The organism is Gemmobacter lutimaris (genome assembly GCF_003570715.1).
GTDB lineage: Bacteria > Pseudomonadota > Alphaproteobacteria > Rhodobacterales > Rhodobacteraceae > Gemmobacter > Gemmobacter lutimaris.
Window position 1 is genome coordinate 375,091 of the sequence record NZ_QXXQ01000004.1, and the last position, 12,642, is coordinate 387,732.

Here is a 12,642-nt window from a genome sequence, read left to right on the forward strand (position 1 = left end):
GAGGGGGCTTGCGTGTCGCGCGACGCTGCGTCACTTTGATGTGAAATTTGATCAAAGAGGCTGCGATGACCACACTCACCCTCGCCGCGACGCAGTTCGCCTGTTCCTGGGATCTGCCAGCCAATGCCGACCGGGCCGAGGCGCTGGTGCGGCAGGCGGCCGGGCAGGGCGCTGGCGTCGTGCTGATACAAGAGCTATTCGCCGCCCCCTATTTCTGCATCACCGAACGTCCCGAATATTTCGCCCTCGCCGCCGAGGCTGAGGGACATCCGCTGATCGCGCGGTTTTCGGCGCTTGCGCGCGAGTTGGGGGTGGTGCTGCCACTGTCGTTCTTCGAACGCGCCGGGCAGGCCTTCTTCAATTCGCTGGCGATGATCGACGCCGATGGCAAGGTGCTGGGCATCTATCGCAAAAGCCATATCCCGCAGGGACCGGGCTATGAGGAGAAGTTCTATTTCTCGCCCGGCGATACCGGCTTCCGGGTGTGGGAGACGGCGGCGGGGCGGCTTGGTGTCGGTATCTGCTGGGATCAATGGTTCCCCGAATGCGCGCGCGCCATGGCATTGATGGGGGCCGAGGTGCTGCTTTACCCGACCGCTATCGGGTCGGAACCGCCCGCACCGGGCTATGACAGCCAGCCGCATTGGGAAATGGTGATGCGCGGTCATGCGGCGGCGAATATCTTGCCGTTGGTCGCCTCTAACCGCATCGGCACCGAAACCGCGCCGGAAGGGGTGGATGTGACCTTTTATGGATCAAGCTTCATTTCTGACCATCGCGGGCAATTGCTGGCCAAGGCCGACCGTGACACCGAGGAAATCCTGACGGCGACGGTAGATCTGGCGGAAATCGCCGCACTGCGGGCCAGTTGGGGGCTGTTCCGCGATCGCAGGCCGGGGCTTTACGCGCCGCTGATGTCGCTGGACGGGCGCGGCTAACGCAGGAACTGCGATGCCAGCCAGACCAGGCTGATCAGCACGGGCTGATGGATCAGGTAGACCGCCAGACTGTGCCGCCCCGGCCAGGCCAGCCAGCCCAGCCTCGCAGGCGCGATCTGTGCCAGCCGGGGCAGCGCAGGGGTGATCAGCCGGGCAATGCCCATCCCGGCGAGGAAGGGGCCGAACCACGGGACCAGCGGTTCAAAATCCATCGTATAGGTGGGCAGGGTGGTCAGGCCCAGAAAGCGCAACGCGGGTGCCTGCCATTCCAGCAGTGCGGGCAGCGGCCACGCGGCCCAGATAACGACAAGGCCAAGCGCAAGGTTCACCATCCCCGGCAGGCGCAGGAACATGAGGCCCAGCAGGCTCGCGGCCGCAATGCTGTGCAGGATACCGAAGAAGATCCAGTAGTCGGGCATGGCGATGCGGGTTGCCAGCGACACCAGGGCCGCCGCCAGCACGATCATGCCCCAGCGGCGCCAGAAGGCGGGCCAACGGATGCCCTGCCCATGCGCAAGCCACAGCCCCATTCCCGCAAGGAACAGGAAAGACCCCGCCACGATCCGCGCATGATAGTAGAAAAAGCCGGTGACGGCGGTGCCGGGCGGCACGAAGCCGAACATTTGCAGGTCGAACACCAGATGAAAGGCCGCCATGCCCAGCAGGGCAAGCGTGCGGGCGCTGTCGATCAGCCAGAGGCGGGGCGTCGGTCTCATGCCCCCTTGTCGCGCGCCGCGCGCGCTCCCGCAAGCGAAAGGGCGGCCCGAAGGCCGCCCCCTGTTTCGCTTTTCGCCGACGTCAGCGGTGATGCACATCCACATAATCGCGGAGTTTCGGGCCGGTATAAAGCTGACGCGGACGACCGATCTTGCCGGTCGGGTCCGAGATCATCTCTTTCCACTGGCTGATCCAGCCGACGGTGCGCGACAGCGCGAAGATCGGGGTGAACATCGAGGTGGGGAAGCCCATAGCGTCGAGGATGATGCCCGAATAGAAGTCCACGTTCGGGTAGAGCTTCTTTTCCACGAAATAGGGGTCTTCCAGCGCGATGCGCTCCAGTTCCTTGGCGACTTGCAGGGTCGGGTTGTTCTCGATTCCCAGAAGGCCCAGCACCTCGTCGGCGGATTCCTTCATCACTTTGGCGCGCGGGTCGAAGTTTTTGTAGACCCGGTGACCGAAGCCCATCAGGCGGAACGGATCATTCTTGTCCTTGGCACGGGCCACGAATTCCGGGATGCGATCCACGGTGCCGATTTCACGCAGCATTTCAAGGCAGGCCTGGTTCGCGCCGCCATGGGCCGGGCCCCAGAGGCAGGCGATGCCGGCCGCGATGCAGGCGAAGGGATTGGCCCCTGACGACCCGGCCAGACGCACCGTCGAAGTGGAAGCGTTCTGTTCGTGATCGGCATGCAGCATCATGATGCGGTCCATGGCCTTCGCCAGAACCGGGCTGACCACATAATCCTCGCACGGCACCGCAAAGCACATGTGCAGGAAGTTCGACGCATAATCGAGGCTGTTCTTCGGATAGACGAAGGGTTGGCCGATCGAATATTTATAGGCCATCGCCGCGATGGTCGGCAGCTTGGCGATCAGCCGCATCGCGGCCACTTCGCGTTGCCACGGGTCATTGATGTCGGTCGAGTCGTGGTAGAACGCCGACATCGCGCCAACCACGCCCACCATGGTCGCCATCGGGTGACTGTCGCGGCGGAAACCCCGGAAGAAATAGTGCATCTGTTCATGCACCATGGTGTGGCGGGTGATGCGGTTCTCGAAATCCTTCATCTGCGCTTCATTCGGCAGTTCACCGTTCAGCAGCAGATAGCAGACTTCAAGGTAATGCGATTTGTCGGCCAGCTGGTCGATCGGATAGCCACGGTGCAGCAGCTCGCCCTTGTCGCCGTCGATATAGGTGATGGCGCTGTCGCAGGCGGCGGTGGAGGTGAAGCCGGGGTCATAGGTGAACACGTCGCCCTGACCATAGAGTTTGCGGATGTCGATGACATCGGGGCCGATGGTGCCGGAATGGATCGGCAGGTCGATGACCTTGTCATCGAATGTCAGCGTCGCGGTCCTGTTTGTCTCTGCCATCTCTACGTCCCTCTGCGTTGCTGCCCGGCACCGTGACGGCGCCGTGGCCAAATCCTCGGGCGCGGAGGGTGCGGCGATCAGGCCGCGGCGTCCTCCAGCCGCGCAATCGTTTCGTCCTGACCGATGACAAGCATCATGTCGTAGACGCTGGGGCTGACCGTGCGCCCGGCAAGCGCCGCGCGCAGCGGTGCGGCCAACTTGCCGAAGCCCAGCCCGTGTTCGGCGGCAGCCCCGGTCAGAATGGCCTCAAGATCTTCCTTCGTCCAGCTAGCATTTCGCAGGCGCGGCGTCAATGAATTCAGTATACCACGGGATACCGCATCCAGTGCCTTTTCGGCAGCATCATCGCGCGCGACGGGCCGATCCGTCAGGATATATCTCGCTTTTTCAATGAGTTCTTGGAAGGTCTTTGCCCGTTCCTTCAGGCTGGGCATCCCCGCCAGCATCCGGTCACGCTGCTGTTCCGTCAGGGCTGGCCGGTCCGAGGCTGCCAGATAGGCCTCCAGTTCATGCAGCAATGCAGCATCCGGTGTGGCGGCAATATGCTGGCCACACAGATTCTCCAGCTTCTTGAAATCCAGCCGGGCCGGGGCGCGGCCGATTCCCTTCAGGTCGAACCATTCCATTGCCTGTTCGCTGGTGAAGAACTCGGCATCGCCATGCGCCCAGCCCAGTCGGGTCAGGTAATTGCGCATGCCGGCGGCGGGGTAGCCCATGGCCTGATATTCCTCGACACCAAGCGCGCCATGGCGCTTCGACAATTTCTTGCCGTCCGGCCCGTGGATCAGCGGGATATGCGCCCAGACCGGCACCAGCCAGCCCATCGCGTCATAGATCATCTGCTGGCGGGCCGCATTCACAAGGTGGTCATCGCCACGGATCACATGGGTCACGCCCATGTCGTGGTCGTCCACGACGACCGCAAGCATATAGGTCGGCGTCCCGTCCGAGCGCAGCACGATCATGTCGTCCAGCGTCTCGTTCTTGATGACGACACGGCCCTGCACCTGATCGTCGATCACCGTCTCGCCCTCGCGCGGGGCCTTCATGCGGATGGCAAAGGGCCGGTCTGGATGAGTCGCCGGATCGGCATCGCGCCACGGGCTTTGAAACACGGCATAGCTGCCGCGCGCCTCGGCCTCTGCGCGGAAGGAATCAATTTCTTCCTTGGTGCTGAAGCACTTGTAGGCGGTGCCCCTGTCCAGCATCGCATGGGCAACCTCGGCATGGCGGTCACGGCGTTCAAACTGGCTGATCACATCGCCGTCCCAGTCGAGGCCCAGCCATTCCAGCCCACGCAGGATCGCCGCTGTCGCCTCGGGGGTAGAGCGTTCGCGGTCGGTATCCTCGATCCGCAGCAGGAACTTGCCGCCCCGGCCGCGCGCGAACAGCCAGTTGAACAGCGCCGTCCGCCCGCCGCCGATATGCAGATAGCCCGTGGGCGAGGGGGCAAAGCGGGTGACGACTTGTTCGGTCATGCGTCTTAACCTTTCGGAAACCAGTGGCGCGCTAGCGTTGGGGCTTCTGATAGGCGAGCGGAGGGCCGGAAACAAGGTGGCGGTGCGCTGGGGCATCCTCGGGCGGCTGGCGGAGGCGCGGGGCATCCTGTTCCCCTGGGTGCCAGTGTTCCTTGGCACCGGCATCGGCCTGTGGTTTGCCCTGCCAGTCGAACCGGGGCCAGAGACCTACCTTGCTGCGGCGGGCTTCGTGGGGGTCATGGCGGTGCTTTGGCGTTTCGGGCCAGAGGTGGCGCAACCGCTCTGGGTTGCACTGGCCTGTCTGGCTATGGGCGGTATCGCGGCCGGTGTGCGTGCGCATCTGGTTGCCGCACCAGTGCTGCAGTTTCGTTATTACGGCCCGGTGGAAGGCCGGATCGTCGCGCTGGACAGATCACAATCAGATGCACTGCGTCTGACGCTGGATCGCGTATCGCTGTCCGATGTGGCACCGGGGCGTATTCCACATCGGGTGCGCATCGCCTTGCAGGGACCGCCGCGCTTCGATCCTGCGCCGGGGCAACGGGTGCAGATCACGGCGCATCTTGCTCCGCCCGGCGACCCGGTGGAGCCGGGCGGCTTCGATTTCCGCCGCATGGCCTGGTTTCAGCGCCTCGGTGCGGTGGGGTATTCGCGCCATCCCCTGCTGTTGCTGGCCCCACCCGCACCTAGAGAGCAATGGCTGAACCGCCTGCGCGCCGAACTTTCCGGCGCGATCCAAAGCCGGATCAGGGATGATCCGGGGGCCTTCGCCGCCGGGGTCATGACCGGGGACCGCACGGGCTTCAGCCGCGAGGCGGTGGAGGATCTGCGCGCTTCCAGCCTTGCGCATCTTCTGGCGATTTCAGGGATGCACATGGCTTTTCTGATCGGTTTTGTCTTTGCGCTGATCCGTAGCGGACTGGCGCTGGTGCCGGCCATCGCGTTGCGGCTGAATACGAAGAAGATCGCGGCGGCGCTGTCGCTGCCGGTGGCGGTATTCTATCTGTTGCTCTCGGGCGCGAATGTCGCAACCGAACGCGCCTGCATCATGATCTGCGTAATGCTGGGGGCCGTCCTGCTGGACAGACGCGCACTGTCACTGCGGTCCGTGGCGATTTCAGCGACCATCCTGCTGGTGCTGCGCCCCGAATCCCTGCTGACACCGGGGTTTCAGATGTCCTTTGCCGCAACCACGGCACTTGTGGCCGGCTTCGGGGCCATGCAGGGCGCGCTGACCAGTGGCCGGGTGCCGCGCTGGGCGATGCCGGTGCTGACGCTGGTGTTGTCGTCGGCTTTGGCCGGGGTGGCAACCGCGCCTTTCGCCGCCGCGCATTTCAACCGTATTGCGGATTATGGATTGCTGGCCAATATCCTGACCGTGCCGGTCATGGGGGCGGTTGTGATGCCGGCCGGGGCTATTGCAGCCTTGCTGGCGCCATTCGGGTTGGCCGACTTGCCGCTGACTCTCATGGGTTGGGGAACACGCTGGATCTTGCATGTGGCACATCTGGTGTCGGGGTGGGAAGGGGCCGTCACGCCGGTTCCGTCCCCCGGCCCGGCGGTTCTGCCCCTGATCGCGCTGGGCGGTATCTGGCTCGCGGTCGGTCGGCGCTGGTTCCGGCTACCCGGCGTGGCGCTGATGGCGCTTGGCCTCGCGTTCTGGACACAGACGGCGCGGCCGGATTTGCTGGTCTCGCCTGACGGGTTGCTGGTCGGGATGATGGGGGCAGAAGGGCGGGCCCTTTCGGTGCCGCGTGGCGCAAGCTTCGCGGCGCAGAACTGGCTGGAGAATGACGGCGACCTTGTCACACAGGAAGCAGCTGCACGAAGGGCGGGGTTTTCAGGCCCCGCGAGCGAAAGGCGCTTCGAGCTGGCGGGTTGGCACGGGGTGCATCTGCGCGGCAAGACGGCTGAGGCAAAATTGGGCGCCGCCTGCGCGACGGCCGATCTGGTGATCATATCCAGCACGGTCCGGGCACCGCCCGAGGGCTGCAACCTGATCGACCTCGGCCAATTGCAGCGTAATGGCGCATTGGCAATCATACCCGTCAAAGGGCGTCTCTATCTGCAACCGGCCCGCGACACGGCGCGTCTTTGGCATGGCAGGCGGGCCGAACCTGCCATACAGCGGTGGCTCGACAGGCCGCGCCGCCTTCTGGCCAAGGGTCAGTAGCTGCGGATCAAGCCGACAAGCCGTCCTTGCACCTTCACCATATGGTCGGGGAACACCCGCGTTTCGTAAAGCGGGTTTGCCGCTTCCAGCGCGATCATGTTGCCCTTCCGGCGGAAGCGTTTCAGCGTGGCTTCACTGTCCTCCACCAAGGCCACGACGATATCGCCATTCTCGGCTGTGGTCTGTTCACGGATCACCACGATGTCGCCATCGTTGATCCCGGCCTCGATCATGGAATCGCCCTTCACCTCCAGCGCGTAATGCTGGGCATTGCCGGCCAGCATCCCACCGGGCACGGCAACATGATGGGAGACTTCGGAAATCGCCTCGATCGGCACACCGGCGGCGATACGGCCCATGACGGGCAGTTCCACGGCATGTGCAACCTGCACCGGAATGGCCGCCGACGGCGGCGGGGCCGATGGCCTGTCGCCCGTGATGACACGCGGTGTGAACCCCGGTTTTTCCATCGCCTCGGGCAGTTTGACGATTTCGATGGCGCGGGCGCGATGGGCGAGGCGGCGGATGAAACCCCGTTCCTCAAGCGCCGTAATAAGGCGGTGGATGCCGGATTTCGACCGCAGGTCCAATGCCTCTTTCATTTCGTCGAAGGAAGGGGGGACGCCGTCCCTATCCATGCGGGTGCGAATGAAATCCAGCAATTCCAGCTGCTTGCGCGTGAGCATCGGGCAATTCCTTCCGCCGGGGTCAGGGGTGTTTGCATTATGTTCTGCCCGTGTTCCCGATTTGTGTCAAGCCTTTCCGTCAGATCGGCAGATACTCGACGGCTTCACCGACGATGCGCGGCCCATCACCCAAGGGGCGGATCAACAGGGCGTTGGCGTCGGCCAGAACGCTCAGCAGGGCAGAATCCTGACGGTCGCAGGCGGTGATGATGCCATTCTGCACGCGGGCACGCATGTAGTGGGTGCGCGGCCCGGTCGGGGTGACATCCGCGCCCAGCACGGCGCGGCGCGGCGCGGGGGCCGGTGCAGGATCGCCCTGCATGGCCCGCAGCAGCGGCAGCAGGAAGAGATGCGCGCAGACCACGGCCGAAACCGGATTGCCGGGCAGGCCCAGCATCGGCATGCCGTTCAGCTGCCCCGCCATCAGCGGTTTGCCGGGGCGCATGCTGATCTTGTAGAAAGCGCGCTCCATGCCAAGATCGGCGGCAACCTTCGCCACGAGGTCATGGTCACCCACCGAGGCGCCGCCGATGGTGACCACCAGATCGGCCCCTTCGGCCAGCGCAAAGACGGCGCGCAGGCTGGTCTCGGTATCGCGGGCGATGGGCAGAAGTCGCGCCTCGGCCCCGGCGCCTTCGGCCAAAGCCTTGATCGCGAAAGAGTTCGAGGCGATGATCTGATCTTTGCCAGGAGTTTCGCCGGGCATCACCAGTTCGTCCCCGGTGGCAATGATGGCGACAACCGGGCGGCGGCGGACGGGCACTTCGGCAAGGTTCATTGCGGCGAGAAGCGCCACGTCCGAGGCAGACAACCGGCGCGGCGGCAGGCGAAAACCCGCAGAGAAATCGTCGCCGGCGGGCCGGATATTGGCATTGGCCGAGGCGGTGTCGATCACGATGCTATCGCCGTCGCGGGTGACATCTTCTTGCAAGACGACCTGAGAGGCGCCTTCGGGCACCGGCGCGCCGGTGAAAATGCGCGCGGCCTCGCCCGGACCCACCGAACCCGCAAAGCCGTGGCCGGCGGCGGATTCCCCGATCACGCGGAAACGCGCGCCTTTTGCGGCCGGGCCCTGCACGGCATAGCCATCCATGGCGGAGGAAGCGAAGGGCGGCTGGGTGCGGCGGGCTTCGGCCGCTTCGGCCATCCAACGACCTGCCGCGGCCGCCAACGGCACGGTTTCCGCCGGCGTCGGGGTGGCAAGGGCCAGAACGCGGGCGAGCGCCTCCTCGACCGAAATCATGGCGTGGCCTCAAAGCGGCCCGACTTGCCACCTTCCTTGAGGATCAGGCGTATGCCTTCGATCTGCATGGACTTTTCGACTGCCTTTACCATGTCATAGACGGTCAGGCAGGCGACAGACACGGCGGTCAGCGCCTCCATCTCCACCCCGGTCTGGCCGGTGGTCTTGACCGTCGCCTCGACCTGAATGCCGGGTAGCGCGGGGTCGGGTGTCAGATCGAGCGCGACCTTGGTCACCGGCAGCGGATGGCAGAGCGGGATCAGATCGGCGGTTTTCTTTGCCCCCATGATGCCCGCCAGACGTGCCACCGCCAGAACGTCGCCCTTGGCGGCGCGGCCCTCGGTGATGAGCGCAAGGGTCTCGGCCGTCATCCGCACCGCGCCGCGGGCCACCGCAAGGCGCGAAGTCACCGCCTTGTCGGAGACATCGACCATATGTGCGTCGCCCTTGGCGTCGAAATGCGTCAGGCCGGACATGTCACATCCCCCCTTCGGATTTCAGCGGATTTGCCAGCAGCGCTCGTGTCGCGGCGGTCACGTCGGCCTGCCGCATCAGCGCCTCGCCGATCAGGAAGCAGCGTGCGCCGTAGCGGGCCATGTCGGACAGATCCTCGGGCGTATAAAGGCCGCTTTCCGACACGATCAGCCGGTCGGCTGGCACCCGCCGCGCCAGATCGCGCGTCGTGTCCAGCGTGGTTTCGAAGGTATGCAGGTTGCGGTTGTTGATGCCCAGAAGCGGCGATTTCAGCCGCGTCGCCCGTTCAAGCTCGGTCCGGTCATGCACTTCGATCAGGACATCCATGCCAAGGCCGAAGGCCGTCTGTTCCAGATCCGTCGCTTCGGAATCATCGAGCGAGGCCATGATGATCAGGATGCAATCGGCCCCCAGCGCGCGGGATTCGACGACGCTGTAAGGGTCATAGAGGAAATCCTTGCGCAGGCAGGGCAGTTTCACGGCCTCGCGCGCGGCGGTCAGATAGCTGTCGTCGCCCTGAAAGGACGGGCCGTCGGTCAGCACCGAAAGGCAGGTGGCGCCGCCCTCTTCATAGGCGCGGGCAAGGGCGGGCGGGTCGAAATCGGCGCGGATCAGCCCTTTGGAGGGGCTGGCCTTCTTGATTTCGGCAATCAGGCCATAGCCGGATGTCGCTGCATCGCGCAGGGCGCGGGCGAAGCCGCGCGGGGCCGGGGCGGCCTTGGCGGCGGCTTCCACCTCGGCCAGCGGGCGCGCCGCCTTGCGCGCGGCAACATCTTCCAGCTTGTAGGCCTTGATACGGTCGAGAATGGTGGTCATGGCGATCTCCTTCCCTGTGACTTAGCGCGCCGGGCCCGCGTTGAAAACCCGGCTCAGGCCGACCAGTCAATCGGCGTGCTGCCGTTTGACACAAGCCAACGGTTTACCTGACTGAACGGTTTCGAGCCGAAAAAGCCGCGATAGGCCGAAAGGGGCGAGGGATGGGCGCTTTCAACGAACAGATGTTTGTCGCGCGGCAGTTTCGTGCAGAGCTTTTGTGCAGGCCCGCCCCAAAGGACAAAGGTGCGCGGCCCGTCGGCTGCGGTGGCGGCCAGCACCTGCCCCACCAGAGCCTCCCACCCCCATCTCTTGTGGCCATTCGCCTGACCCAGCGGCACAGTCAGCACCGCGTTCAGCAGAAGCACACCCTGTTCGGCCCAGCCGGTCAGATCGCCGTCGCGCTTGGTGATGCCCAGATCGTCCTGCAACTCGGTCAGGATGTTCTTCAGCGAATGTTGTGGTGCCGCACCGGGCGGAAAGCTGAAGGCGAGGCCGGTGGCGCGGCCGGGCGTGGGGTAGGGGTCTTGGCCGAGGATCACCACGCGCACCTTGTCGCGTGGCGTCAGGTCCAGCGCACGGAACGGCGATCGGGGCTGCCAGTCGGGCGTGGCGCGCAGGCGATCTGCCAGGGCGGGCCAGCCGTCCTGGAAGAATGGCAGATCCGCCCAGCTTGCCGGAATGTCGAGGCCGCTCACCCGTTGGTCAGCGCCACCAGCGCCTCGACCTTTTGCAGTGCGCGGCCGCTGTCGATGGCTTCGCGCGCCATTTCCACGCCTGCGGGCAGGCCGGTCGCGCGCCCAGCCACCACCAGCGCAGCGGCAGAGTTCAGCAGAACGGCATCGCGGTAAGCGCCTTCCTCGCCCTCCAGCAGACGGCGGAAGGCCGCGCCGTTTTCCTGCGGCGTGCCACCAAGGATCGCCTCGAACGGATGAACGGGCAGGCCCGCATCCTCGGGGCTGACCTCGAATTCGCGGATTGCACCGTTTTCCAGCGCGGCCACAGAGGTCGGCCCGGCGATGGAGATTTCATCGGTCCCGTCGGAACCGTGGACCAGCCAGGCCGTTTCCGACCCCAGTGTCAGCAGGGTTTCCGCCATCGGGCGCAAGAGCGTGGCGCTGAACGTGCCCGTCAACTGCCGCTTCACCCCGGCGGGGTTGGTCAGCGGCCCGAGGATGTTGAAGATGGTGCGCGTGCCAAGTTCGGCGCGCACCGGCCCGACATGGCGCATCGCCGGATGATGCATCGGCGCCATCATGAAGCCGATCCCGGCCTCATGCAGGCAGCGTTCCACCACCTCCGGCCCGATCATCACGTTCAGCCCCATTTCCGACAGCGCATCCGCCGCGCCTGATTTGGACGAAAGGTTGCGGTTGCCGTGCTTGGCCACCACGACACCCGCCGCTGCCGCGACAAAGGCCGTCGCGGTCGAGATGTTCAGTGTGCCCTTGCCATCGCCGCCGGTGCCCACGATGTCCATGGCCCCTTCGGGCGCACGGACCTTGTGGCATTTGGCGCGCATCACACTGGCGGCGGCGGCATATTCATCCACCGTCTCGCCCCGCGTGCGCAGCGCCATAAGGAAGCCGCCCATCTGCGCGGGTGTCGCCTCGCCTTCGAACAGCGCGGCAAAGGCGGTTTCCGCCTCGGCGCGGGTCAGGGCGCGGGTGGCGGCGGTGCCGATCAGCGGCTTCAGCCGGTCACTCATGCCGGCACCTGTGCGCGGTCGAGGAAGTTCTTCAGTAACTGGTGCCCGTGCTCGCTGGCGATGCTTTCGGGGTGAAATTGCACGCCCTCGATGGGCAGTGTCTTGTGACGCAGTCCCATGATGGTGCCATCCTCCAGCCAGGCGGTGACCTCAAGGCAATCGGGCAGGCTGTCGCGTTCCACCACCAACGAGTGATAGCGGGTGGCAAGGAAGGGCGAGGGCAGGCCGCTGAACACGCCCTGTCCGTTGTGATGCATGGTGCCCATCTTGCCATGCACGATTTCGTGGCAGCGCACGACCCTGCCGCCGAACGCCTCGCCAATGGTCTGGTGTCCAAGGCAGACACCCAGCAGCGGGATCTTCGCCTCTGCGGCAGCGGTGGTCAGGGCAAGGCAGATGCCCGCCTGCGCCGGGTCGCAAGGACCGGGGCTCAGCACGATCAGATCAGGATGCAGCGCCATGGCGGCCTGCACATCCAGCGCATCGTTGCGCTTCACCACCACATCGGCACCCAGCTCGCCCAGATAATGCACGAGGTTGTAGGTAAAGCTGTCGTAGTTGTCGATCAGAAGCAGCATGGCGGTTGCAACCCATTGATAGTGCTTGGATTCCATCTGTGGTCTTTTGCCGTGATACCCGCAGAAATACCCGCTTTTTCGCTGATACCCTGTCTAACCGACTTCGGCCCCCGTGGAATGTTGCCTTGCTTATCGCGCATCTGCCCACAGAGGGCAACCGGCGGCTGCCACGAAGTCAAGCGCCCGCATTGACCGAGAGAGGATCTGCTCATGTTACAAAGGAGAGTGTCGCAATGAGTGCGGGCATTGACGACAGCATCAAACGCTGTCATGTAATGACCCAGCGGAATCTGCTCAGGTTAAGCCGCTAATCTGAATGCCTCTGTAGGCGTGCGCATGGCAAGGGCCTGATGAGGTCGGCGGTTGTTGTAGAAGCTGATCCAGTCGCCGATGGCGCGTGTTGCGTGCTGGATGCTGTCGAAGCGTTTGCGATGGACGCATTGCTCCTTGAGGGTGC

At 64.8% G+C, this 12,642-nt stretch carries 13 protein-coding genes; 2 read left to right on the plus strand and 11 right to left on the minus strand.

All coding sequences use genetic code 11. The features are described 5' to 3' along the window. Positions 1-65 precede the first annotated feature (65 nt). Positions 66-938, plus strand: a complete 873-nt coding sequence (aguB, locus tag D2N39_RS10220; protein WP_119134661.1) for an N-carbamoylputrescine amidase — start codon at positions 66-68, stop codon at positions 936-938. Here the strand turns inward: aguB and D2N39_RS10225 are convergent. The 3 genes from D2N39_RS10225 to gltX all read right to left on the minus strand — a co-directional run bounded on the left by D2N39_RS10225 (position 935) and on the right by gltX (position 4,510). After that, positions 935-1,654, minus strand: a complete 720-nt coding sequence (locus D2N39_RS10225) for a heparan-alpha-glucosaminide N-acetyltransferase (protein WP_158589803.1) — start codon at positions 1,652-1,654, stop codon at positions 935-937. The two genes, aguB and D2N39_RS10225, sit on opposite strands and share 4 nt — an antisense overlap. 82 nt (positions 1,655-1,736) lie before the next feature. Then, positions 1,737-3,032 (minus strand): citrate synthase, encoded by a 1,296-nt coding sequence (gene gltA, locus D2N39_RS10230; RefSeq protein ID WP_119134663.1) that lies wholly within the window; start codon positions 3,030-3,032, stop codon positions 1,737-1,739. Positions 3,033-3,109: 77 nt separating this feature from the next. Next, positions 3,110-4,510, minus strand: coding sequence for a glutamate--tRNA ligase (gene gltX / locus D2N39_RS10235; RefSeq protein WP_119134664.1), 1,401 nt, complete (start codon positions 4,508-4,510; stop codon positions 3,110-3,112). Here gltX and D2N39_RS10240 point away from each other — a divergent pair. Beyond that, a complete protein-coding gene (locus D2N39_RS10240) occupies positions 4,509-6,683 on the plus strand; it encodes a ComEC/Rec2 family competence protein (protein ID WP_119134665.1) in 2,175 nt (724 codons plus the stop codon). The genes gltX and D2N39_RS10240 overlap by 2 nt on opposite strands. Here the strand turns inward: D2N39_RS10240 and lexA are convergent. The 8 genes from lexA to D2N39_RS23680 all read right to left on the minus strand — a co-directional run. Continuing rightward, entirely contained in the window at positions 6,677-7,369 is a 693-nt protein-coding gene (gene lexA / locus D2N39_RS10245; protein WP_119134666.1) for a transcriptional repressor LexA, read from the minus strand. The genes D2N39_RS10240 and lexA overlap by 7 nt on opposite strands. Before the next feature lie 79 nt (positions 7,370-7,448). Then, complete coding sequence (locus D2N39_RS10250; RefSeq protein ID WP_119134667.1) at positions 7,449-8,612, minus strand: molybdopterin molybdotransferase MoeA; 1,164 nt, start codon at positions 8,610-8,612, stop codon at positions 7,449-7,451. After that, positions 8,609-9,088: a cyclic pyranopterin monophosphate synthase MoaC gene (gene moaC, locus D2N39_RS10255; RefSeq protein ID WP_119134668.1), complete on the minus strand. Its 480-nt coding sequence runs from the start codon at positions 9,086-9,088 to the stop codon at positions 8,609-8,611. Before moaC ends, D2N39_RS10250 begins: the two co-directional genes overlap by 4 nt. A 1-nt stretch (position 9,089) precedes the next feature. Then, a complete protein-coding gene (gene trpC / locus D2N39_RS10260) occupies positions 9,090-9,902 on the minus strand; it encodes an indole-3-glycerol phosphate synthase TrpC (protein WP_119134669.1) in 813 nt (270 codons plus the stop codon). A 53-nt stretch (positions 9,903-9,955) separates the two neighbouring features. Further along, entirely contained in the window at positions 9,956-10,597 is a 642-nt protein-coding gene (locus D2N39_RS10265) for a uracil-DNA glycosylase (protein ID WP_119134670.1), read from the minus strand. After that, positions 10,594-11,607 (minus strand): anthranilate phosphoribosyltransferase, encoded by a 1,014-nt coding sequence (gene trpD / locus D2N39_RS10270; RefSeq protein WP_119134671.1) that lies wholly within the window; start codon positions 11,605-11,607, stop codon positions 10,594-10,596. Before trpD ends, D2N39_RS10265 begins: the two co-directional genes overlap by 4 nt. Then, positions 11,604-12,185, minus strand: a complete 582-nt coding sequence (locus tag D2N39_RS10275; RefSeq protein ID WP_119134705.1) for an anthranilate synthase component II — start codon at positions 12,183-12,185, stop codon at positions 11,604-11,606. The genes trpD and D2N39_RS10275 overlap by 4 nt, the downstream gene beginning before the upstream one ends. Positions 12,186-12,484: 299 nt before the next feature. Then, on the minus strand, positions 12,485-12,642 hold a 158-nt coding region (locus tag D2N39_RS23680; protein ID WP_147373464.1), incomplete at its 5' end, for an integrase core domain-containing protein.